Raw genomic sequence first — 24,566 nt, forward strand, 5'->3', positions numbered from 1 at the left:
TGCACGGGAGTGAAAAAATCAAAACCGTGTTTTGATTTTTGAGAGGGTCGTGAGGCCCTCTACAAAAAAGAGCGAAGCGGGAAGAGATCAGAGACTCGGTTCGTTATCCAAAGCATAAGAAGAAATAAAGAGAAGAGGCCATGAAATATGGCCAATGAGCTCAGTAAAAAGGTGTGTAATTTACATACCTTTTTTTAATGGTGGTGATTTAAAATTAGCATCAATAATTTCAATAGATTGCGCATTTTAGTCCGTTTTTTTGCTGTTTAGCCTATAAATACTTAAAAAAAAAGGCTCTATTTTAAAGAACTTAGATTTTTTGGGTGCAAAAGCCTTGCATTTTGATGTAGGCTATATAGATAAGTAAGCGTTAAAAGTAGAGCATACTTTTAACATAAAAAGAGATTTTTTAAGTTATTTCAATAACTTATGTTTTTTTAAATGCTTTGCTAAAGTATTCAATCAGACATAATCTCTATAATGTGTAGGTAGCAAAAGGTCTTTTAAAGTGGGATTTGGCTCTCATTTTTTAAGGCCTTTTTCTTTTTTTAAGGCATTTTTTATAAAAAAGTGGGAAATGGTTTCAATAAAAACATTAAGTTATGAGAATCTTTGATTTTCATTTTTTTTCAAGGTAGGCTCATTTTTAATGATTCGTTCTGATCTTAGACCCATATTACTGTTTTCCAGTGTTTTAGAAGCCAATGCGTTTATGAGCCATTTTCTTAAAGGAGAAGAGTTGGTTTGGAGTTTTGCCCACCATTATGGTTACAGCATGATGGATAAGCCATTTAAGTTGACCTGTGTGGTGACGGGTTTTACGCCTGAACAAGCGACCAAAGGTTTAGAAAGTGCATTGGAAAGATTTCCTCACAGCAATATACTGATGGGTCTGGGGGTTTGTTCAGGTTTAGTTAAAACCGCAGCTCGAGGAGATATGTGCTTGGCAAAACGCGTGCAACTGGAAAGTGATAAAACTTATGTTTTGGGCGATCATAAATTACAGGTATTGCAGGAAAGTTGTGAAAGTAAGGGGACCAAAGTACTCCAAGCCATGTATACCTGCGCACAACACTTGCGTTCAAGCACAGAAAAAGCGGCTGTACATGTTGCCAGTCAATGTGACGTTTATGATACCAGTTCAGCAGCTTGGGTTAAGGTGGCCTTGGAACAGCATAAATCGTGCTTAATTTTTAAAACGGTGGCGGATAATGCTCAGGAAATTATCTCTCCAGATTTCTTAGCGTCTATGGACAAGTTTGGGCATCTACGTGCAGGAAAAGTTTTTTTGAAACGAATTTTTAATTCCAGCTTGTATAAAAGTCTACAAAAACTCAATCCCAAAGCCATGCGTCTGTTGTTACAGCCACAGGCACAGATGGTTTATGCCTTATTAAATGATGTTAAGAGTCAGCAAAGTTATTCCGAGCAAGAAACTGTAAAAAGAGAAGATCCACAACTTTCCTTGTTGGATCCAGCGTAACAAGAGTTTTAAAGCAAAAAAACCGGAAATAAAAGCGGTTATAAACGCCACAGTTGCCTCTGTCCATTGGATAGAGGATAAATCACCGCGCAAAGTTAAAAGAAATGCTGCAAAAATAGTGGGTATGGAAAGAATAAACGCATAATCACCAACCAACTTTCGCTCGGCTTTAAGATGCATTAAAGTGGCAATACAACTACCAGAACGAGATATACCCGGAAGCACAGCAAAAGCTTGTGCCAAACCCACCCAAATAGAGTCACGCAGGTTGAGCTGTTTAATGTTCTTACGACCTATAGGGGCATAGCGACTACTCAATAAAATAAAGCCATTGAGGATAAACAAACAGGCCAACAAAATAGGTTTTTGACCAATAAATTCAATGTGGTCTTTGATGAGAAGCGCAAGGCAACCCGTCACAAAAAAGCTGATCGTGACCAACCCTAAAAAGTGCAGATGGGTATCATGTGTTGGCAGCCATTGTTTTTGCTTGAGACTTTGAATACAATATACTGGCAGCTGTTTGCAAGCCCGTAAAAGTTTAAGGCACTGAACACGAAAAACAATCAATGTGGCCAGAAGTGTTGCCAAGTGAACAAAAACATCTAAAAATAAAGGTGCCTCTTGATCAAACATAAGATCTAAAATGGCCAGGTGTCCTGAACTGGATACGGGGATAAATTCAGTTAAGCCTTGCAGAAGGCCCATGAAAAATGCACCCAGTAAAGTCATGCTTAAAATTTATCCTTTTTGACAAAACTCAGATAATACTGAAGTTCAGCGATGGACTCCTTAATATCATCTAAAGCCCGGTGTTTGTTTTGTTTTTCAAAGTGCAAGTTGTAATGGCGTTTGAAAACTTCTTTAAATGAAGACACATCCACCATTCTGTAATGAAGCATGTTGGATAAAAGCGGCATGTAGGCATCAATAAACTTTCTGTCTTGACCAATGGAGTTGCCGGCCAGAATGATTTTGTCTTTGCTATGAAAATGCTGTTTGAGCTGCTGACACAAATCGACTTCAATTTTAGTTAAGGCGGGTGCGGAAGGGATTTTAGCCGTTAAGCCACTTTCGCCGTGGGTTTTTACGCACCATTCATCCATACGCTCTAAAACTTCTGGCGGTTGAAACACGGGTGTTTCAAAGCTGTGCAAAACATTAAATTGCTCATCGGTGATGATAATGGCAACTTCAATAATTTTATGAATCTGTGGCTCAAGACCTGTCATTTCCATATCCAGCCAAAGATATTGACCACACTTTTTTTGATTTGCCATGAGACGCTTTTAGCATAGCTTATCATGATCCACAAAACGTAGCGGCTTACTTTAAGAACTTTTTACGCAAAGGGGTACCCAAAGGTAGCCGGTACCTTTGGGTACTTCTATTAAGCTTGAATACCCTGACATTTTTCTGTAAATGAGGGGGCATGTTAGAAGTAGCTTTGGTGCATCCACAGATTCCATGGAATACCGGTAACGTTGGCCGAACCTGCGTGGCCACTCAAACCAAACTGCATTTGGTTAAGCCCCTGGGTTTTGATTTGGATGATAAAAAAATGAAGCGAGCGGGCTTGGATTACTGGCCCAATTTAGATCTACAGGTGCACGCTAACCTAGAAGATTTTCAAAATTATCTGGAGCAAAACAACAGGCGTCCTATCTTATTTTCTCGTTTTGCCACGCAATCTTATCTCGACTTTGACTACACCAATAAAGATGTTTTAATTTTTGGTTCTGAAACAAAAGGTTTACCGGATGAGTTTAAGCAACAACATCCAACACTCTTGGCCAATATTCCAACACCAGGACAAGTAAGAAGCTTGAATTTGTCTACATCTATGGCCATAGCTTTGTTTGAAGCAAGACGCCAGATTACTTAATAAAATTAATCAGTTAAGCTTTGTTTTTTGCTTTTGCGCCGTGCTTGAGTTTTTTTTCTAAGTGGGATAAGAAAAAAAATTATGAAAACAAAGCTCGATCCCTGTCCTAAATCTCCAAACTGTGTGTGTAGTTTTGATACTCCTAAGTCAGATTCGCATTACATTAAACCCATTCGATTACGCAGAAAAACTCAAGGCTTGGCGCATTTGTATGAGTTTTTGGAAGCTAGAAAAGACTGTACAGTGTTGGCTAAAAAATCCAATTACATCAAAGCAGTCTTTGTAACCCCCCTTTTAAGGTTTAAAGATGATGTTGAGTTTTTACTCGCAGAAAATGGCCGAACATTGCATGTGCGTTCAGCATCAAGAGTTGGTCATTCTGATTTAGGAACAAACCGACGTCGGATAGAAAGCATGCGTAGCGCCATTGAAAAACTTTAAAAGAGTTTGCAGTTAAAAAGCTTAAGAATGGAACACTGAACTTTATGATGCAAAACAATAAAACGTATTATGCAATCAGCTACAAAGATCCTAAAGAAGGGACGATTTTAACCCTTAAAGCTCGGAAAATGGTTGACTCCAGTTTGGGCCTGGGTTTTGTAGCCATCTCTGACTTTGTGTTTGAAAATAATAAGCTGGTGGTGACTCCAGATGAAGAAGCCTTGATGAAGCGCTTGGAAAATGTCAAAACTCTGCATTTATCAATCTATTCTATTTTATCGGTGAGTGAAATGGGTGAAGAAAACAAAGGTTTAAAGTTTAAGCATGATAAGGCCAATGTTTTGCTTATGCCAAACAATAACAAATCGTCTTAGCTTGGCCGTAAATCGTGCCCATACACTATAAAAATACATATCTTTGTGATTTATCTAAAGATGAGTTTATGGCTTTTTTTGCTCAACAAGGTCTGGGGTCAGGTGCAGCAAAAGATATGTTTAAGGCTCTCTATCAACAGCCTTTGAATGATTTAAAAATTTTGTTTACTAAAAATAAACATCTTGACGAAAAGCAATTGAAAATTGATTTACCAGAACATAAAACTACAGTTGCTCAAGATCAAAGTACAAAGTTTCTTATCAATATGTCACATAAAGAAGCTGTTGAAGCGGTTCGTATGCCCATTATCAATCAAAGTTCACAAAGAACAACGGCCTGTGTTTCCAGCCAAGTGGGCTGTGCACTGGATTGTTCATTTTGTATAACCGGTACCTTAGGTTTAAAGCGTAATTTAAAGACTTGGGAAGTGATAGAGCAAGTCTTGTTGATGAATCAACGTTATCCTCAACAGCCAGTAAGCAATGTGGTGTTTATGGGCATGGGCGAGCCTTTTTATAATTACAATGCCATAAAGCGTGCCGCAGAAATTTTAAGTGATCATATGGGGCTCAATATTGCGCGGAAACGTATTACTGTATCAACCGCTGGGGTTGTGCCTAAAATTTTATCTTGGGCCAAAGAAGGCCAAACCAATTTAGCGGTATCTTTGATATCGGCAATACAAGAAAAGCGCAGTCAGCTTATGTCTATCAATGACAGATACCCTTTATCTGAACTGTTGCAAAGTATTGAAAGCTATACGCAAAGCACCGGTAAAAAGGTTTTGTGCGAATATATTCTTATTAAAGATTTAACTGATGGGCAAGAAGATATAGAGGCATTGGCACACCGTCTAAAAAGTCTTAATGTTACGGTGAACTTAATTCCCTACAACGAAAATAAAAGTTTTGCTTATCAACGACCCAGCAAGCAACGTATTCTAAAGTTTAGAGATGACTTACGCCAAAAAGGTATTTTTGCCACCATTCGCTGGAGTTATGGCCATGATATTGGCGCAGCCTGTGGTCAGTTAAAAAAAAATATTTAATTAGAGTTACTAAAAGCCTAATTTAGTTTTATTGCTGAAGAAGTGTGAGCTGAATAAGATGTAATGTTGTGTTGAAATTGATGAAGAGGATATTTTAACCTGCTGGTATGAATGGGCAGAATTGCAACAAACCGCGGGCAGTGTGTATAGCGTTCTTCTTGGCTTGAAGCGAGTTAAGACTTATAAGACTTTGGCATGAATCAACAAGCTACATCACAGTCTCAGACAAATATAAAAAACAGTTTCTAAATTAATAAGTATAAGCTATTAAATTGATTTTTCATGGTTGCTTTATCTTAGATTGAAACTATAATTGTTCTATGCACTTTCGATACAGCGTAATGATTTTTTTTGTTTCCATAGGTTTAGGTTTGAGTAAAACTTTTGCTTGGGATGTTAACAGCTTTAAAAAACCACAGGATAAAATTTTAAAGAAACAACTCAGTCCCATTGAGTATGAAGTAACCCAAAAGAATGGCACAGAACGTCCGTTTAAAAATACTTATTGGGATAATAAAAAAGACGGAATTTATGTTGATGTGGTGTCTGGTGAACCATTGTTCAGTTCTGTCCATAAATTTAAATCAGGAACCGGCTGGCCCAGCTTTTATCAACCTATTGATGGCCATTATATTATTGAAAAAGATGATTGGAGTTTTTTGGGCAAGCGCATAGAAGTGCGCAGTCGTTATGCGGACAGTCACCTGGGACATGTGTTTGCCGATGGTCCAAAACCTACAGGTCTACGCTACTGTATTAATTCTGCCGCTTTAACATTTATTCCTAAACAAGAGTTAAAAGCAAAAGGCTATGCCGAGTATGTCAATATGTTTGATAAAAGCGCCACACAAGAGACAAAGCAACAACTAAAAACAGCCGTGTTTGCAGGCGGATGTTTTTGGTGTCTGGAAAAACCTTTTGATGAACTTAAAGGCGTTAAAAAAACCATCTCAGGTTACAGTGGAGGGAAAGCCAAAAATGCCAAGTACAAAACTGTAGCAGCCGGTGGAACGCAACATATTGAGGCTTTAGAAGTTACCTATGATCCAAAACAAATCAGCTATGAAGATTTGTTGCAAGTGTATTGGAAAAACATAGACCCCTTTGATTCACAAGGACAGTTTTGTGACAAAGGCTATCAATACACGCCGGCTATTTTTTACCAGGGTAGTCAAGAGCAGCAGCAAGCCAAAGCCTCTTTGAGTTTAGCCCAAAGAGTAAAAAAAAAGAATGAAAGTATTGCGGTGAGAATTGTTCCATTGAAGAGTTTTTTTCCAGCAGAAGAGTACCACCAGGATTATTATCAGAAAAATCCAATTCGTTATAAATATTACCGCTACCGCTGCGGTAGAGATCAGCGCCTGCAAGACATTTGGGGCGAAAGATAGCCGTTACTTTTTGCTAAAACTTATTTTTTTAGGTTCAGTTCAATGGGGCAGTGATCGGAACCCATGACTTGATCTTGATGCTGCATGCCTTTTAAGCGGTCTTTGAGTTCTGGGTTACAGCTGAAGTAATCAATTCTCCAACCCACGTTTCTGACTCTGGCTTGAGCGCGGTAACTCCACCATGTGTATTGATCTGGATTTTGATTGAACTCTCTAAAAATATCAAGATAGCCGGCATCCGTGTAAGTGTCCATCCAGGCTCGCTCTTCTGGCAGGTAACCAGCATTGCCTTCATTGGCTTTTGGCCTGGCCAAATCAATGGGTTTATGGGCAATGTTGTAGTCCCCACACAAAATCACATGTTTGCCTTGAGCTTTGAGTTGATCCAAATGCTTGTGCATGGCTTGGCAAAAACGCACTTTATAATCAATACGCTTGCCTTTGTCTTGGCTATTGGGGAAATAGGCATTAACCAAGGTAAACTCTGGGTATTCAATATTCACCACCCGGCCCTCAGCATCAAATTCATCAATGCTCAGACCATTGGTAATATTCAATGGATCTTTTTTAAAGTACAAGGCAACACTGCTGTAGCCTTTTTTTTGGGCACTGAACCAATGTGAATGATACTTTTTAGGGTGGAGTTGTTCTTCTGTGAGTTGGTCTTGCCAAGCTTTGGTTTCCTGAATGGCCACAATATCGGCATCTTGTTGCTCAAACCAGTCCAAAAATCCTTTTTTCCATACGGCGCGAATACCATTCACATTCCAAGATATGAGTTTCATGGTCTATACATGCGGTATGAAGTTTATTTTGTCAACAAAACTGTATTTGACATTTTTTTGCAATCGCCATAAACATGATGTCTCATGTCAAAATAAGAGGTAAAAATGCATTTTAAAATTATCATCGTCTTTGCTTTACTGTCGTTTGAGGCATTTTCACAAAACATTAAAACTTTTCCGTTGGGATTTCATGCTTTGGATCAAGCGCAAAAAATTGTTCCAGAATATACCCAAGCTATTGCTCAAGCCAGTCAGTTGATTGGAAGAGTACTCAGTGAAAAAGAAAATGGAACCGCTTATCTATTTTACAATGATAAAGAATCAAGGTGGGAAGCACATTCAGCCTATCATGTAGTTGAAGATGAGGTGGCAGCTTCTTTACCTTTAGTGATGGAGCTCATGGATAAAACCTGGATCACTTTAGATCCCAATAAGATTGTTTCAACACAAGATGAGCATGATCAAGATAGGGTTCGTTATGAGGTTGAATACAGTGGAGAAAAACCCAATAAAGTTGTTTATCAACATTCAAGCTCTATAGAGTCAGGGACAAGTATTGTTGTAATGGGCTACCCCCACGTCACAACCAAGATAAAAACAAGCTTTGGTCATGCGTTGATGACAAGTGATCGTGGTTTTTGGCTGTCAACAGCAACAACGCAAACCGGTTCCAGTGGTTCTCCAGTAATGGCTTTAGGGGAGGAAGGTGAGTTGAAACTGCTGGGTACCGTGGTGATTGCCCATAATATTGAGCCATTTATGGTGGTGTCCTATAATGTTATAGATAAACGTTTGCCTAGCGTCTTATCGACGATGGATTTTAATGCATGGATTATGGAAGTATCTAAGCCTAAAAAATCTTTAGATAAAATCAATTTAGACATTAGGACTTTCTTCACCGAGCTTTTATCTCCATACATAGGTAAAATGAATGTTTATCCTGAAACGGTGGGGGCTTGGTATCAAGTTGAGTATCAAAAAATCATTCATGATTTAAAAGACTTTTTACAAAGAGCAAAACTAAGGGTAGCCGATAATCCTCACCAAGCAGCTCAGGATATAAAAAAGGGTCTTATAGAATATTATTCACGCAATAACTTGGGCACCACTAAAATAAACACCGTCGATTTTCCGCTCTTAACCCAGCATCAATGGAATCACATAGCCCCTAAAGATCTTAAACCCATATTGCTAGATGAACTCGATAAAAGTATAGGTTACTTGGATGAATACGCAGAACGATTAAGGGATATTGCACAGCTTTTCATGCATGAACAGTTAGAAGAGGTTATTGTAAACGCTCGCAGACTTAACATCATTGAAAATGAAGAAAACTTTGAACATTACAATATCCCCATGATGTCATCGATCAGCGCATATTAATGGATAAAGTTTGGATACTACGCATAAAGTTTAATTTATGTTAGAAGATCCGTGATGTTAACAAAGAATTTTTTAGGCAGTACAGAGTTAGAAGTATCCAAGCTAGGCTTTGGAACCTATAGGGTTGATGCTAGAGTCAAAACCCATGAGCAAGCCTTATCTTATGCTTTGGACCAAGGTGTTAACTTAATTGATACCAGCAGCAATTACATGCATGGTTATTCAGAGCAGTTGATTGGGCAAGTCATCCATGGCAAGATCAAAAAAGGTCAATTAAAGAGGCAAGACTGCGTCATTGTCAGCAAAGCCGGTTATGTTCAAGGTGAAACCTTAGAAAAAACCAAACAGCATGCAGAAACCTATGGCCAAGCCTTGGTTAAAATCAACGATCAACATTGGCATTGCCTGGCACCACATTTTATTCAACAGCAAATTGATCAGTCTTTACAGCGCATGCAGCTCGATCAGATTGACGTTTATTTGCTGCACAACCCTGAATATCTTTTGCCAAGCTTGGGGGAGGAAAAATTTTATAGCGTTATTGAGTTGGCATTTGCAGCTTTGGAAAAGGCAGTAACAGAAGGCAAGATCAAATATTATGGTGTTTCATCCAATACCTTTGCAAGCAAAGACAATCAGGTCAATTTAGATCAAGTATGGACCTGTGCCAATGCGGTGAATCCCAAACATCATTTTAGAGTGATTGAGTTTCCTTTAAACTTGTTTGAGTCATCAGCAGCTGTGGATAAAGATATCAATCTATTAGAAAAAGCGCAGATGTATGGTTTAGGGACCTTGGCCAACAGACCGCTTAATGCGTTTACCCCAGCAAAAGAGCTGTTTCGTTTGGTGAGCTTTAAAATTGATAAAAAAGATGAGGTTCTTTTAGATAAAGAATTGGCCAAGCATTTACAGGCCTTGGTTCAGTGGGAAAAAGAATTCAATCAAATCCCCATGGATGAAAAAGTCCAACCGTTTTTTCTTGGCCATGTTTTGTATGCGCAAAAAGAAAACATCACGGATCTGTTTCAATGGCAGGACTTGTACCGCTATCAAATTCATCCTTTGCTAGAAAACAGCATTAAACAGCTCAGTCAAATTGATGAAATCAGAACCTGGTTGGATGAATACATGACCCAATCCATGCAGTTGATTAAAATATATACAGAGTCTTTAAGCTTAAAAGCGCAAAAAAAATCAGAAGCTTTAATGCATTGGCTAGATGAACAAAACCAAGGTTTAAAACAGTTTAAAAGCCTTTCACAAAAAGTTTTGTCCGTGTATCAATCTTTGCCGGAGTTGAGTTCAGTCTTGGTAGGGATGCGTGAAGAAAAATATGTTGAGGATGTTTTAAACAGTCAAGCAGATTTAGATGAAGAGCAAGCAAAAGCAATTTTACAAGGTTTTAAGGATATCGCTTCATGATTAGTGTTGAAAATGTAAGTAAAATGTTTGGTCCACAAACCTTGTATCAAGATGCATCGTTTTCTATAGAAACCGGACAAAAAATAGCCCTCTTAGGACCCAACGGTGCTGGTAAGTCTACGTTTTTTAAAATCCTGATGGGTGAAGAAGTGGCGGATACTGGAGAAATCAGAACGCCTAAAAATTACAGCATGGGGATGTTACGCCAGGAATGGGAGCCTCCCAAAGATAAAAGTATCTTACAAGCAACCTTGATGGAGTTTAAAGCTTGGTATCAATGCAAACAGGATTTAGAGCAGCTTCAAAAAAACATTAAAAGCAGTGAAACAGCACAAAAAAACTATGCCCAACAAGAAGAAGCATTTTTATCTTTGGGTGGCTTTGCGGTTGAACAAGAAGCCAAGGAGCTACTCAGCGGTTTAGGATTTAAAGAAGAGCAGTTTGATAAGCCTTGCCAGACCTTAAGTGGAGGCTGGAAAATGCGCGTGCATTTGGCAGGACTTTTATTGCAAAAGCCAGAGGCCCTACTCTTAGATGAACCCACCAACCATTTGGATATTCAGTCGGTGGAATGGTTAGAGCGCTTTTTAAAAAACTACCCCTATACGGTGTTAATGATTACGCACGATAGGATGTTGGCGCAAAAAATATGCAAACAAGTCTTGGAATTTGCTCCGCCAAAACTCAACAAGTGGCCGTATCGTGTAGAGCGTTTTGAAAAAGAAAAAGTGGAACGCATGAAAGTGATTCAAGCAGAATATGAAAACAAAATGAAAGAGCTTGAACACCTAGAGCAATTTATTTCCAGGTTTAAAGCCAAGGCCAGTAAAGCCAGACAAGCGCAGAGCAGAATGAAATCGGCTGAAAAATACCGAGAAGACATGGAAAAAATTAAAGCCGAGATGCCCGTCTTTTCCAAAAGGCCGTCTAAGTTTTCTTTACAAATCACCTCTCGCCTACCCAAGGTGGTTCTTTCTTTTGAAAACGCTTGCTTTGGTTACAGTCAAGATAAGCCCTTGTATACTATTGATGAAGTGCTCATTGAGTCTGGAAAAAAAATAGGCGTCATAGGTCAAAACGGTGTGGGTAAAAGTACCTTTTTAAAAACTTGTGCTGGTGAGTTGAAGCTTTTAAAAGGTGAGTGGAAAAAACCAGACAGTGTTGATGTGGCTCTATTTACGCAACATAGAATGGAAGAACTGCCCTTGCAGTACACAGGAATTAATTATTTGCTAGAGAGTACTCAAGGAAACACCATCACTCAAATTAGAGGTGTGTGTGGAACATTAGGCTTAGGTCAAAATGATTTGGACAAAAGCATTGAGGTTTTATCCGGTGGAGAAAAAGCGCGATTGAGTTTGGCCAAGATATTGTTGATGAAGCCAGGTTTATTGCTACTGGATGAGCCCACTAACCATTTAGATATGGAAGCCTGTGATGCCATGCTTAAAGGCTTGGCAGACTACCAAGGAACAGTGATTGTGGTCTCTCACAATAGAGAGTTTCTAGATGGCCTGGTGGATGAAATCATGGAAATTGATAGTCCAGAGGTGCATCGATATCTAGGAAATTACAGTTACTGGCACAATAAACAAATAGAGTTGGGAAAATCTCAAGCCAATCAAGATGAGAGCTCAAAAAACAATGCTGGTCATAAAGCCAAGTCATCGGGTAAAAAAAGCAAAGAACAAAAACGTCAAGAAGCCTTGGAGCGGCAAAAAAAATCGCAAGAGAAAAAAAACTTAGTCAAAAAAAACAAAGAGATTGAAACCCAGCTAGAACAAAACAAACAAGAACTTGCAAGCATCGACCAAGATCTCATGAATCCAGAAACCATGCAATCACCAGAATTTGCCAACATGATGAAGCGCAGAAAAGAGTTAGAGCAAAGCCAAGCAAAATTAGAAGAACAATGGCTTTTGATTCAAGATCAGTTAGAATAAGACTAAATCTTATGAAAAGCTTATAATTAAGCTGAAATGGGCCAAGGATGCTGATTTATTGCTCACAAAAAAAGATAATAAAAACAATAAAATTAATAAGTTACGGTTTTTTTGTTTGGCACTGATATTGCTTTACTATACAGTGTTGTGAAAAGAGAGATTAAAAAAGGAAAAAATATCGCTTTAGCGTGGACATTGGTTTTATCTTTGGTTTTGCCACCTGCGGGTTTTGCCAGAACCAACTTACCTAAAAAAGGTGGAAAAGTGACGCTCGATTTTCATGATGTAGCCCTTAAAGATGTGGTTACCGCTATTTCTGAAATTACTGGTAAAAATATTATTCTTGATCCCAAAGCCAGTGCAAAAATAACCATTATCTCTCCCAATGCTGTTTCCATTGAAGAAGCTTATGACGCATTTTTAACGGTATTGGATCAAAACAATTTAACAGCGACTGATCAAGGTCAATTTACGGTCATTGAAAAACGCAGCAATACTCAAAGTGGAGAGATTATCACTGAAGATGATTATTCGGCTGGAGGAAAGTTGATTACGCGTGTGGTTAAACTGAAATATGTGGATGCTACAATGTTAAGGGAGGCTTTGCGTTCTAAAGTATCCTTAAAAGGGAAGATGATTGCCTATGGACCCACCAACAGTTTGTTCATTACCGATTCAGCGGCCAGTGTGCGCAGCATTGAAAAAATGATTCAACTGATGGATAAAGAAAATTTTAAGATGTCTACAGAAGTGGTGCCTTTGAAACATGCACAAGCAGATGATATTGCAGAAAAATTAAAAGTCATCATTGACAGTCAAGCTGGTGGTAGACGTTCAAAGTCAAAACTCAATAACATTGCCGGTCAAGGTGATATTGTTAGTATTTTGCCAGATAACAGAACCAATTCTTTATTGGTGACATCCACACGTAAAGGTTTAGAAGATATTTTGGATTTATTGGTGGATTTGGATAGAAAAGCCAGTGATGGAAACTTAGCCAGCCGAGTAAAAATTAAAAAATTGAAACACGCTGACGCTGAAGAGTTGGCTTCACTATTGTCTGGTTTATTCAATGGCAGTGGTGGCGCAAGCGTTAGAAAAACAAGCAGCAGTTCAAGCAGTGGATCATCACAATCTTCTGCATCAAAAGCTCCTGTTATAAGCTCTACCAGTGGTGGTATTTTTGAGGGTGAAGTTAAAGTCGGTGCAGATCCATCAACAAATTCATTGATTATTACTGCATCTCCCAATGACTATTTATCCATTGAACCGGTCATTGATCAATTGGATCAACGCCGTTCACAGGTTTTTGTTGAAGCATTGATTATGGAAGTGACCATGACCAATGGTTTTAATGTAGGAGTTGGTCTTGGTGGCAGTGGCGGCGCCAATGGGTTAGGTGGAGCCATAAGTTCTAATGACCCGGGAGCTGTAGGTTCTCCTTTATTGGTAGGCGTTGAGCCAGCAAAAATGTTTGGTGCATTGGCGGGTTTACCAGGTTTAGCAGGAAGTATTGTAGGAGGTAGCATGAAGTTGCCTGGAACAAACCTAAATTTACCTATTAGCGCAGCAACGTTTAGAGCTATGCAAAGTAATGGGTATGTTAATGTGATTTCTTCTCCCAATATTTTAACCACCGATAATAAAAAAGCCAGTATAGAGGTTGGCAAGACATTACAAATTCCAAAATCCATCACAATTGCAACTGCTGGGGCATTGCCACAACAAAGCTTTGAAAGTGAAAATGTAGGTTTGAAATTAGCTGTAACACCACAAATCAATGATATGAATTCAGTTACATTAGATTTAGAGCAAGTGATTGAAGATGTTGGAGAATATAATGCTGAAACCCAATCATATCCTAGAGATACAAGAACATTAACAACGACTGTTGTTGCACAAAATCAACAAACCATTGCTTTGGGTGGTTTGATCAAAGATAGAGAAAAAAACTCAACAGGTAAAGTTCCTTTACTGGGAGATATTCCATTGGTTGGTGCTTTATTTAAACAAAAAGTAAAAAGTTCTGAGAAGGTTAATCTTATTCTGTTTTTAACCCCACACATTATTCGTGACCCTATGGACTTAACACGGATTTCTGTGAAGAAAAACAATGAACGTAGACGCTTTAACAAGAAAAATAAAATTGGTGAGAACCAAGCGTTGTATGATTATGATTTAGACAAAGGTTTAAACATGGCCCCGCAGCCAGATAGAGATGAGTCTTCGGCAAAACCAACAAGAAGATTTGACTATGAAAACTTTAATCTGGATCAAAATAGTCAGCAAGGCAACAGCACTATAGATAATGCCAGCACAGAAAGCAGCAACAATGGTGATGTGAGTCGACGTAGAGAAAGCTACCGTCCGCAGAATTATCAACCGCTAAATGATACCGAGGTATCAGCAGCACCTAGGCCAAAAATTGTTAACCCTGGGTATAGTGTTGAAGACAACCCATTTGCAGATGTCCAGCCACCAAGCAGTTCTACAAATTAGAAAGCAATGATGCTCTAAAATGATTTGCAGTTTGTTCCCCAAAGCTATGTCTTAGTTTGGGGGAGCAACTTATTTTTTTATTGAAGTTATAAATTGAATGCATGGACCAACAAAAAAGAACGAACCAAAAATCAAACATTTTTTAAATTGTTTTTTTATGTCTTTTAAAGCAGCTGTATAGTCTTCATAAAAAACAATAAGGTTCTCTTTATCCTTGCTTTTGACCCAATCCATTACGGTATTATAGTCCCAGGCTCGAGTGGACTCAGTCATGCATAGAAAAATAGGTTTTTTATCTTTAAGCAGTGTATTTAAAACAGATTGCCAAGGTTTGTCTGCAAGCATGGATAAGCAATATGCATCAATATCAGGGTCATGTGTTTTACTGGTTTTCATCAGTGACATAAAAGACTGTTGATTGTGAGCCACATCAAAAATAAACGTTGTTTGATCACACATTGTTTTTTGATAGCGCCCTGCCTTTTGTGTGTTTTTAAGAGCGAGCTTTGTTTTTTCAGGATTAAAATTATTTTTTAAAAGCCCATGAGCAACTTGGCTTGCTAACAAAGCATTGTGGAGTTGGTGATCGCCCTGTAATGAAAGATGAATAGGTTTGATTAAAAGGTCATCTTCTAAAGCATAGGACACGGTATTTTTATTTTGTTGTAAAGAGAAGTCTTGATTTTCTAAGTGTAGGTTAGCCTGCGTTTGTTTGATTATTTTTTTTAACACAAGCAGAGCCTCAGTGTTTTGATCCAATGAGAAAACCTGATGCTGATGCTTAATGACAGAAAATTTTTCATAGGCAATGGCTTGTAGTGAATTACCTAGATAAGCTTGATGATCATAATCAACAGAAGTGAACATTAGGTGACTGTAGCCAAGTGCCGTGGTTGCATCTAAACGTCCACCTAAGCCAGCTTCAATGAGCATATAATCTACGTTGCTTTCAGAAAAGTAGAGGTAAGCCAATAAAGTAGTGATTTCAAAATAGCTTAGTTTTGGTATCTGTTGATTTTTTTCAGCATCAAATAAGCGGGACAAATAGTTTAAAAAAAGATCTTCAGCAATATTTTGATCATTAATTTTAAAGCGGTCATACAGACTGAATAAATGTGGGGACGTATAAACGGCAACGCTTTTGTTGTGGCTTATTAAAATATTTTTTAAAAATTCAATGCTGGAGCCTTTTCCGTTGGTTCCTAATATTTGAACACAAGTAGAGTTATGTTGGACATTAAAAAAGTTTAAGGCTTGATGCATTCGTTCAAGGCCAAAAATAAAACGACTTTCAGATTTTTTATCCAGCCAATTAAGAAGTTTATGCTTTGTTTTCATAAGGGATCTGAAGGGTGAAAATTGTTTTTTCTTCTGAGCTAGAGTCTAAAATAATATCGGCATTTTGTGTATTAAGTAAATCTTTGGTTATGGATAAACCCAATCCTGATCCAGATTTTTTAGTGGTATAAAAAGCATCAAATATTTTATGTTGATCGTCAGAGTTTATCATGCTTCCAGTATTCCAAACTTTAAATAAAACATAGGCTTTGTTTTTTTCTATATTTATGCCTATTGTGTCTTTATCATCACAAGCATCGATTGCATTCTTAACAATGTTAAGCAAAGCCTGAAACAGCAATGATTCATCAAATATAATTTTGATAAGGTCTGTAGTATTATTGACAACAAAATTTATGTTTTTGCTGGCAAAGCTGGGTCTAAAAAACTGTTGTAAGTCTTCTAAAAAGTCATTGATCACAATATTTTGCTGTTTGTAATGATCTTTTTTGGCGGTTTGTAAATAGGTTTCAGTAATTGTAAAAAGACGATCAATTTGAGAAGAAATAGAACTAATATTTTGTTTTGCGCTATTGGGTATGTCTTCGTCTAAAAGTAACTCTAGATTAAGCTGAATAGCATTAAGCGGGTTTCTTATCTCGTGGTTGATTTTAGTTGCCATTTCTCCAATAGTAGCAAGTTTTTGTGAATGTAAAATCTGTAAATGTTGTTGATCTATTTTTTCATTTCGCTCTTGAAGAGATTGCGCCATGGCATTAAAAGAATGAGAAACACTCTGAAATTCTACAGGTCCAGTTGTATCTAGATATAAATCGTATTTGCCATTTTTTATTTTTTCACTCGCATTTTTAATTTGTGCAAAAGGTTTTAAAGCTTGCAAGCCAAGTTGTAAAGCAAGAATCGATAGTAAAATCATCAGCAGAGCAACGCTTGATGTAATGGTAAATAAGTATTTTTCATTGCTTATATTTTCTGTGATTGTAGTTTCAATTTGTTTTTGAATGATTTTAGATAAAGAGTTGATGCGATTAATGATTTCTGTTTTTTTACTCTCAAGCTCTCGTCGTATTTGTTCATGTTCTTGATGGAGACTTCTTTTCATTTCCTCTGTATCAGACTCTTGTGCAATTTGAATATGGTTGGCAAGCTTATAGATATAGTTTTGATAAATTTCATGTTTTTTTTGTAAAAGGTTGAACATTTTTTGAATTCGCAACCAGTGCAGGCTAGGATTTTTATCTTGTTGTTTAAAAAAGTCTTCAGCGTAATTAAAGCTTTGTTGCATTTTTTTAGAAAAGATTTCTGGATTAAGCGCTGTCAACGAATGTAAAAACTGCTTTCTATCATAATTATTGATGATGGTATCCAATGAAAAACTTTCATGTAAATGCAGATAATGGCTGTAGGTGTTGATTTGCTTGTTTAAAGGGAAAAAAGTTTGTTGGAGGCTCTTTAAATTTTTAATGTTTTTTTGATATTGAACATAGTTAAATAAAAATATGATTAATGCAAAAACAATAAATAAAGCATAAGCAAGAATAAAACGGCGTTTGATAGAATTAGTAAACAGTTTGTTCATTGTTCAAAGCTTCTAAACCGAACTTTAAATTTTTTTATTCATCAGAAAAAACACCAATTTTTCTAAACTTGTCATCACGATCTTGAACTAAGGCTTTAGGATCAAGTTTATTTAAAGCGCTTAAGGTTTTGCTAAGCGCTGTTTTTAGATTTTGTGCTGTTTTTTTGAAATTTCTATGGGCACCACCTTCAGGTTCTGGAATGATTTGATCTGCTATGCCCAAGGCGTGAATTTCTTCTGCGGTGAGCTTTAAACTTTTGGATGCAATTTCACCTTTGCTGGCGTCTCGCCATAAAATGGCAGCACAAGATTCTGGTGAGATGACAGAATAAACAGTGTATTCTAGCATTAAAATTTTATTGGCAACGCCAATGGCCAAGGCACCACCAGAACCTCCTTCACCAATCACCACAGAAATAATAGGGACTTTTAAGTGGCTCATCACCATGATATTTTTAGCAATGGCTTCTGCTTGACCACGCTCTTCTGCTTCAATACCAGGGTAGGCACCAGGCGTATCAATAAAAGTAATGATAGGAATAGAAAAGCGCTCTGCCAAGCCCATTAAACGAAGAGCTTTGCGATACCCTTCAGGCTGAGGCATTCCAAAATTACGTTGCATTTTTTCTTTGGTGCTGCGGCCTTTTTGATGGCCAATAAGCATGACTGGCTGGTTGGCAAAATAAGCCAAGCCACCAATGATGGACTTATCATCAGAGAAGTTGCGGTCTCCATGCAGTTCAGTAAAGTTTTCAAAAATTTCATGCACATAATCTAAAAAATATGGACGATTGGGGTGGCGTGAGAGCTGTGTTTTTTGCCAAGGATCAAGTTTAGAAAAAGTATTGTTAATGAGGTGAGAGAGCTTTTGTTCAAGCTTTTTCAGTTCCTGGTCAATATTAACTTTTCCAGCAAGTTTAAGATCTTTAAGTTCAGAAATTTTTTGCTCTAATTCAACAATAGGTTTTTCAAAGTCTAAGTGCATATTCATAATATTTTGGAAGCTTTCTTTATTATGGATGAATGTTAAATACGGGTTTATCCTTTAATTTCATGCTCAACGCATATTTTTTCAATGAAAGCATCTAGCTTATCAAAGATTTCATGATATGCAAACCACTGGCTTTGCCCTCTGTTTTTGAACCAGGTAGTTTGTCTTTTGGCATAATTTCGGGTTTTTTGTTGCGTGTGAGCAACGGCTTCTTGGTAGTTTAAATCACCCTCAAGATGCTTTAAACACTGAGCATAACCAATGGTTTTGGCCAGCCGGGTGTAACTTTGTGGAAATTGTTTGAGTATGTTTTGGGTTTCGTTCAAAAGACCTTGTTCAAACATATCCACTACCCTTATGTTGATGCGTTCATAAAGCTCTTCTCTTGGCCATTGAACGGCAAATGAGTGGATATTGTGCTCCTGGTTGACAGAGGTGTAGGCTTCCCAAGAAAAGTCAGGATCATGTTGCAGTAAAAAGGCCAACCTCCGAATACGGTAACTGTCATTGGCATGAATTTCTTGGGCAATATGCGGGGCTTTGACTTGGATGAAGGCATATAAATTTTCAGTACTCTCATCTTCAAGAGTGCCCGGCATAAATGTTTTGTTATTGCTTAAAGCTTGTAAATAAAAGCCAGAGCCACCAACCAAGAGGGGGATGGCTTGACCTTGATGAATTTGGTCTATAATGCTTCTGGCTTGCTCTGCAAAGCCTAAGGCTGTGATGGTTTGATCTGGGTTTAAGATATCAAACATATGATGTTTGCATGAAGCAAGTTCTTGAACACTGGGTTTAGCAGTGCCAATGTTCATGTGTTTATAGATCTGTAAACTGTCAATATTGACCAACTCCACTGGATACTTCTGGGCCAAGGCAAAAGCAATATCGGATTTGCCAGAAGCCGTTGGTCCAACCAGGGCTACAATAGGCTTTTGTGATTTTATCATACCCGTTTAAACAATTTTTCAAAATCTGCCACCTGATACTCAAGGTAGGTGGGGCGGCCATGCGGGCAATATGAGGCTAAATCAACAGTATCCATGGTTCTAAGCAAGTAATCTACTTCTTTGGGACTCAAAATATCATGCGCTCTGACGGCACTATGACAAGCCATAGAACTGCAAATATGATCAATAGAGTCTTCCAAACCTTGCGTGCTTTGATGGTTACTTAATAAATCGTTGCAGACATTTTCAATATACACTTTTGCATCTTGTTTGATTAAAAAAGAAGGTGTCGTTCTTAAAATAAAGCTTTGTGGACCAAAAATTTCTAAATCAAAACCCAGTTGCGCAAAGGTTTCTAGATTTTCTGTCAAAAGCTCTGTTTTTTCAGGAGAAAAGTTAAGGGTAACAGGCGTTAAAAGTTGCTGACTTTTTTGTAAGTGCGAAGGTTTTGAAAATTGCTGTTTAAATTGGTCAAATAAAATGCGTTCATGCGCGGCATGCTGATCAATGATCACCAGACTTTGTTGATTGCTACACAATAAATAGGTGTGATCAATATGACCTATAAAATTGAGTTGAGCAAAGTAAGCTTGCGTGTTTTCTGAAACATCTGCCGTATAGGGTAAACGTGGTTCAGCTAAAGAAGAGGCTTGCTGTGAAAAATTGGAGAGAGCTGGAGAAGATAAAGTGTAGTTGCCAGTAAGAGAGGGGGAGTGTGTTTGTTCTGAAGCAACGTTTTTATTCAGGCTGTATACAGAAGATTGGTTTGAGTTGAGTGAAGGTACTTGATGAAGATTAGATTCAGAGGGTTTTTGCTGACTTAAACTTTGTTTCACCACAAAAGCCAATTCCTGAAAAACTTGCTGTGGGCCAGAAAAACGCACTTCATTTTTGCGTGGATGGATATTCACGTCCACCCATTGTGGATCAATGTCTATTTTTACAATGGCCATAGGATAACGTTTTTCCATCATGGCTGTACGATAGCCCTCCATAAGAGCAGCTTGTAGAGTTTTGTCACTGACCGGCCTGTGGTTGACATAAAAATAAATTTCACTGCTGCGAGAAAAGCTTAAGTGCCGGTTGGAAATATAGCCTTCTATTGAAAGATGTTGATGTTGGTTGTTGTGTATGGGTAAAAGTTTTTCTTTAACATCACCAGGAAAAATGGTTTCAATCCTCTGCAACCATGTTTCATGCGCAGGCCAATGATACAACAACTTGTGTTTGCCTTGATCGGCAAGATAAATTTTAAAAGCTATCCCGTACTCAATCAGAGCAATTTTTTTGATTTGAGAAATAATATGGTTTTTTTCAGTATTGGCACTTTTGAGAAACTTTTTTCTGGCCGGCGTGTTGTAAAATAAATGAGCAATGCTGATTTTGGTGCCATTGGGGATGGCACTGGGCTGTATGGGGCTGATGTCTCCACCTTTTGAAGCAATCATAAAACCATGCTCTTGTGAGCTCGGCTTGCTGTGCAGTTGCATATGAGAAATGGCGGCAATGCTGGCCAAGGCCTCGCCTCTGAATCCGCGAGTTAGGATTTGATGCAAATCGCTTTCTTGGCTGAGCTTAGACGTGGCATGTGCAGTTAAGGCCAATTGAAGTTGGTCTTTGTCAATGCCATGACCGTTATCAGTAATTTCAATACCTTCTATGCCTCCCTGACGAATGACAATGTCAATGGCGGTGGCTCCGGCATCAATGGAATTTTCTAAAAGTTCTTTAATGATAGAGGCTGGTCGCTCAACCACCTCACCGGCAGCAATTTGTTGAACAACATGATCAGGAAGTATCTGTATGGTTTTAGGCACAGCCTTCAGTTATAAGGTGAAGATTTAATTGTCAATGTCAAAAGTAGGGTCTTCTGGCTATGGAAATTAAGCCACTTTAACATTATTGCGGCCATGGTGTTTGGCATCGTACAAAGCTTTATCGGCTTTTTCAATGAGGTCTTTGCTGGTTTTCATGTCTGGGTCAACGCTGGCAATACCGGCACTGAGGGTAATGTTAATGTTGTTATCTTTGATTTTAAACGGAATGCTTTCTATCATGCGGCGGATTTTTTCAGCAATGGTCAAGGCACCCGTGCTGTTAATTTCAGGCAAGAGCAAGGCAAATTCTTCCCCCCCATAACGACCAAAAATATCTTCTTTTCTGACATTGGCCAGAATGTTTTTGGCAATAATTTTTAGGACAGAGTCACCCGTAACATGGCCATGCTGGTTATTGATAATGCTAAAATGGTCCAAGTCCAGCATGATTAAGGATAAATCACGGCTATAACGCTGTGAGCGTCTAAACTCTTCATTGAGTTTTTCTAGAAAAAACACTTTATTGTAGGCTTGCGTTAAACCATCTTTGGTAGCCAGGCGGTACATTTCTTCATAATATTGAGTTTCTGTATTGCTACCATAAATAAACTTAAGAATATTATTCCCCACCAGAATTAGATCACCGTCTTCAAGGTTTTGTTTGCTGATTTTTCGGGTGTTGATAAATGTACCATTGGTTGAGTTAAGGTCTTCAATGATAAAAGTATCACCTTCTTTAATAATACGCGCATGTTTGCGCGAGACATTTTCACCAAAAACTTGCACTTGCACTTTTTCGCTGCGGCCAATGGTTAAACCTTCTTCATGAATATGGTATTGTTTACCAAAATTAGGGCCATGAATCATGATCAGACAAGCTTCTTGAAACTTAGAGTTTTGCTTGTCCACCATGGTGATGGATGTGGCAACAATGGTGGGTTCTTCTGGACCCACGGCCAAGTTTTTTTGTGCTGAAAACTCTTGATAAAACCGTTCCAAACAGGTTAAACATGCTCCATCAGAAGAATTCCATTGCGGATGCTTGAGGTTAATGGACTCAATCAGTTGTTCATGACTAAGATAGTACTGAACCAATTGATTGGATTCATCGATCGTATGACTACAAAAAGGGCAGGTTTTCATGTATTTGGTCTTTGGTTAAAGTACTTTAGGTTAAAAAAATTTAGTCCTATGTATAATAGTATCGATATACAGTAAAATATACAATGAAAAAACACTATAAAAAGCAAGAATATCAGCAAGAACGCAAAACATCGGTTTTGGAACCCGTGCATGAGATTTTTGCCAAACATCCTTTGTTTGCCAAACGCCCCATGATCAGTGTCTATAAATTACAAAAAAACTGGGAAAATTTGGTAGGTGAAATGATGGCCAAGCGTAGTTTGCCGGTTCGGGTCAAAAAAGACTGCTTGATTATTGCGGTAGAAAATCAAGCTTGGGGTCAACAGTTTACCTTGATGAAACCGGTATTGTTGCAAGCCATCGCCGATAAGCTCAATTTAAAGTTTGGGGATATTCGTTTTGTTTCTGAAGCCTTTGATAAACCCAAATTGATAGAAAAAGCTAGACCAAAGAAAAAAATAAATAAAAACAGAAGTTTAGAAGAAATTATGCAAAATATTACAGCTTTAATCAAGGGCAAATAAGATCAAAGATTATCGGTGTAGCAAGGTTTTTATTTTATGCTGCAAAGTGTTCAGTTCATCGGTTTTCATCAGCATCAGAACAGTAAAATAAAATCCAGCCACCAAAGCAATAAAGCCCAATAAACGGACAAAACTTGGAATAGCTGTATAGCTGTTAAGCCAAGGCCAAATAAAGACGCACAAGGCAATGATCACGCAGCTGGCAATAATAATTTTTGCGCAGGATTTAAGGATGGCAGACCACATAAAGATTTTTTCCTGAACATGCAGGGTGATCAATAAAATTAAAAAGTTAACCAGCATAGCCAAAGACGTACCCAAAGCCAAGCCGCCGTGGCCTAAAATTTTATAATACATCAGGTTAAAAACAATGTTGACGGCAATACCGGTTAAACTGGCATAGGTGGGGATTTTAGATTTATCAAAAGCAAAAAAGATGGGCGCCAAGACTTTGACCCCTGCATAAAAGGGCAAACCAAAACTGTAAAAATACAAAGCCGTAAAAGTGTTTTGCGTGTCATACAGGTCAAACAAACCGCGTTGGTAAATCATGGCAATAATGGGCTGGCCCAAAAACAGCAAGCCAATGGTGCTGGGCAAAGTCAGCAACAGAGTAAAGCTCAAGGCTGTGCTGACATTTTTTTTATAATCTTCCACTTTGTTTTGGGCAATCAGATTGGACACCTGGCTTAAGGTCACCACAGAAATGGCCACACCAAACACGCCAATGGGCAACTGCATCAGCCTAAAGGCGTAATTGAGCCATGAAATACTGCCTTCTTCTAAGAGAGAGGCCAAAGAGGTGTTCACCAAAACATTGACCTGGGTGCCGGCATTGGCAATGATGGCCGGTAGCATCAAATACAGCACGGTTTTTACGCCAGGATGCTTAAAAACCCCTTTAAATTTTGGAATCAATCTATAGCCATAGCGCCAGAGTTTGGGCACTTGCATGCTGGCTTGGGCAAGGCCAGCAAAGGTGGTGGCCATGGCCCAGGCATAGACGGCAGTTTGATTGGAAAAATCAGCAAAATAGACCCACAGCCCCACACTAATGGAGCACAGATTAAACACGGCCGGTGCCAAAGCCGGGCGCAAAAACTCCTGATAGACATTAAGCACACTCATGAACAAAGCCGCGCAAGATACAAACAAAAGAAAAGGAAACAAAATGCGGGTGAGCTTGATGGTGAGGTCTCTTTTTCCCGGGATATCGGCAAAGCCCGGGGCAATATAATCCACAAACACCGGCGCCAAAAATATGCCCAAAACCGTCAAAAAACCCACAATTAAAATAAGCATGGCCAACATGCTTTGAAAAAAAGCCAGCGTTGCCTGCTGGCTTTGTTTTTCTTTAAATTTGGCAATGGTGGGCACAAAGGCCTGGGATAAAGCCCCTTCAGCAAACAAATCTCTAAATAAATTGGGAATACGAAAGGCAAAAATAAAGGCATCGGCAAAATAACCCGCACCCAAAACAGCCGCAAAAATTTGCTCGCGCACCAGCCCCAAAATACGGCTTAAAAACGTAGCCGCACTGATTTTACTGGCGTTTTTTTGCATGCTCATAGAAGGCCAAAGTGTGCCATAGATGGCTTTAACTGGCTA

General features: G+C 38.4%; 21 protein-coding genes. 11 read left to right on the forward strand and 10 right to left on the reverse strand.

Going from position 1 to position 24,566, the window contains the following annotated elements:
• Positions 1-649 precede the first annotated feature (649 nt).
• Entirely contained in the window at positions 650-1,483 is an 834-nt protein-coding gene (locus MRY82_02640) for a hypothetical protein (GenBank protein ID MCI5071827.1), read from the forward strand.
• Here the strand turns inward: MRY82_02640 and MRY82_02645 are convergent.
• Positions 1,394-2,215: an undecaprenyl-diphosphate phosphatase gene (locus MRY82_02645; GenBank protein MCI5071828.1), complete on the reverse strand. Its 822-nt coding sequence runs from the start codon at positions 2,213-2,215 to the stop codon at positions 1,394-1,396. The two genes, MRY82_02640 and MRY82_02645, sit on opposite strands and share 90 nt — an antisense overlap.
• Before the next feature lie 2 nt (positions 2,216-2,217).
• Positions 2,218-2,763, reverse strand: coding sequence for an oligoribonuclease (gene orn, locus MRY82_02650; protein MCI5071829.1), 546 nt, complete (start codon positions 2,761-2,763; stop codon positions 2,218-2,220).
• Between the two features lie 152 nt (positions 2,764-2,915).
• Here orn and MRY82_02655 point away from each other — a divergent pair, with 152 nt between their 5' ends.
• From MRY82_02655 to MRY82_02675, 5 genes are all read left to right on the forward strand, one after another.
• Entirely contained in the window at positions 2,916-3,368 is a 453-nt protein-coding gene (locus MRY82_02655; protein MCI5071830.1) for a tRNA (cytidine(34)-2'-O)-methyltransferase, read from the forward strand.
• Between the two features lie 81 nt (positions 3,369-3,449).
• The gene (locus MRY82_02660; GenBank protein ID MCI5071831.1) at positions 3,450-3,809 is read left to right on the forward strand and encodes a DUF1499 domain-containing protein; all 360 of its coding nucleotides are present in this window, start codon (positions 3,450-3,452) and stop codon (positions 3,807-3,809) included.
• A gap of 44 nt (positions 3,810-3,853) precedes the next feature.
• Entirely contained in the window at positions 3,854-4,183 is a 330-nt protein-coding gene (locus tag MRY82_02665) for a DUF1820 family protein (protein MCI5071832.1), read from the forward strand.
• A 14-nt stretch (positions 4,184-4,197) separates the two neighbouring features.
• Positions 4,198-5,232: a 23S rRNA (adenine(2503)-C(2))-methyltransferase RlmN gene (gene rlmN / locus MRY82_02670; GenBank protein ID MCI5071833.1), complete on the forward strand. Its 1,035-nt coding sequence runs from the start codon at positions 4,198-4,200 to the stop codon at positions 5,230-5,232.
• 341 nt (positions 5,233-5,573) lie between these two features.
• Complete coding sequence (locus MRY82_02675) at positions 5,574-6,620, forward strand: bifunctional methionine sulfoxide reductase B/A protein (GenBank protein MCI5071834.1); 1,047 nt, start codon at positions 5,574-5,576, stop codon at positions 6,618-6,620.
• Between the two features lie 20 nt (positions 6,621-6,640).
• On the opposite strand, the gene MRY82_02680 is transcribed toward MRY82_02675, so the two are convergent.
• Positions 6,641-7,405: an exodeoxyribonuclease III gene (locus MRY82_02680; GenBank protein MCI5071835.1), complete on the reverse strand. Its 765-nt coding sequence runs from the start codon at positions 7,403-7,405 to the stop codon at positions 6,641-6,643.
• A gap of 105 nt (positions 7,406-7,510) precedes the next feature.
• On the opposite strand from MRY82_02680, the gene MRY82_02685 reads away from it, so the two are divergent.
• From MRY82_02685 to gspD, 4 genes are all read left to right on the forward strand, one after another.
• The gene (locus MRY82_02685) at positions 7,511-8,788 is read left to right on the forward strand and encodes a hypothetical protein (protein ID MCI5071836.1); all 1,278 of its coding nucleotides are present in this window, start codon (positions 7,511-7,513) and stop codon (positions 8,786-8,788) included.
• A gap of 54 nt (positions 8,789-8,842) precedes the next feature.
• Positions 8,843-10,213: an aldo/keto reductase gene (locus tag MRY82_02690; protein MCI5071837.1), complete on the forward strand. Its 1,371-nt coding sequence runs from the start codon at positions 8,843-8,845 to the stop codon at positions 10,211-10,213.
• Complete coding sequence (locus MRY82_02695; GenBank protein MCI5071838.1) at positions 10,210-12,156, forward strand: ATP-binding cassette domain-containing protein; 1,947 nt, start codon at positions 10,210-10,212, stop codon at positions 12,154-12,156. The genes MRY82_02690 and MRY82_02695 overlap by 4 nt, the downstream gene beginning before the upstream one ends.
• A 111-nt stretch (positions 12,157-12,267) precedes the next feature.
• Entirely contained in the window at positions 12,268-14,655 is a 2,388-nt protein-coding gene (gene gspD, locus MRY82_02700; protein ID MCI5071839.1) for a type II secretion system secretin GspD, read from the forward strand.
• 69 nt (positions 14,656-14,724) lie between these two features.
• On the opposite strand, the gene MRY82_02705 is transcribed toward gspD, so the two are convergent.
• The 6 genes from MRY82_02705 to MRY82_02730 all read right to left on the reverse strand — a co-directional run bounded on the left by MRY82_02705 (position 14,725) and on the right by MRY82_02730 (position 22,434).
• Positions 14,725-15,993 carry a Mur ligase family protein gene (locus MRY82_02705; protein ID MCI5071840.1) on the reverse strand — a complete coding sequence of 423 codons (1,269 nt, stop codon included), beginning with the start codon at positions 15,991-15,993 and terminating at the stop codon, positions 14,725-14,727.
• Positions 15,977-17,533 (reverse strand): HAMP domain-containing histidine kinase, encoded by a 1,557-nt coding sequence (locus MRY82_02710; protein MCI5071841.1) that lies wholly within the window; start codon positions 17,531-17,533, stop codon positions 15,977-15,979. The genes MRY82_02705 and MRY82_02710 overlap by 17 nt, the downstream gene beginning before the upstream one ends.
• Positions 17,534-17,567: 34 nt before the next feature.
• Positions 17,568-18,524: an acetyl-CoA carboxylase carboxyltransferase subunit alpha gene (locus MRY82_02715; protein MCI5071842.1), complete on the reverse strand. Its 957-nt coding sequence runs from the start codon at positions 18,522-18,524 to the stop codon at positions 17,568-17,570.
• Between the two features lie 47 nt (positions 18,525-18,571).
• Positions 18,572-19,474 (reverse strand): tRNA (adenosine(37)-N6)-dimethylallyltransferase MiaA, encoded by a 903-nt coding sequence (gene miaA / locus MRY82_02720; protein MCI5071843.1) that lies wholly within the window; start codon positions 19,472-19,474, stop codon positions 18,572-18,574.
• A complete protein-coding gene (gene mutL / locus MRY82_02725) occupies positions 19,471-21,291 on the reverse strand; it encodes a DNA mismatch repair endonuclease MutL (GenBank protein MCI5071844.1) in 1,821 nt (606 codons plus the stop codon). The genes miaA and mutL overlap by 4 nt, the downstream gene beginning before the upstream one ends.
• Before the next feature lie 66 nt (positions 21,292-21,357).
• A complete protein-coding gene (locus tag MRY82_02730) occupies positions 21,358-22,434 on the reverse strand; it encodes a GGDEF domain-containing protein (protein ID MCI5071845.1) in 1,077 nt (358 codons plus the stop codon).
• Between the two features lie 83 nt (positions 22,435-22,517).
• Between MRY82_02730 and MRY82_02735 the strand changes: the two genes are divergently transcribed.
• On the forward strand, positions 22,518-22,958 hold the full coding sequence (locus tag MRY82_02735) for a DUF721 domain-containing protein (protein MCI5071846.1): 441 nt from the start codon (positions 22,518-22,520) through the stop codon (positions 22,956-22,958).
• A 9-nt stretch (positions 22,959-22,967) separates the two neighbouring features.
• Here the strand turns inward: MRY82_02735 and murJ are convergent, their stop codons facing one another.
• On the reverse strand, positions 22,968-24,527 hold the full coding sequence (gene murJ / locus MRY82_02740; GenBank protein ID MCI5071847.1) for a murein biosynthesis integral membrane protein MurJ: 1,560 nt from the start codon (positions 24,525-24,527) through the stop codon (positions 22,968-22,970).
• Between the last annotated feature and the right edge of the window lie 39 nt (positions 24,528-24,566).

Source organism: bacterium, assembly GCA_022763185.1.
Taxonomy (GTDB): Bacteria; Bdellovibrionota_G; JALEGL01; order JALEGL01; family JALEGL01; genus JALEGL01.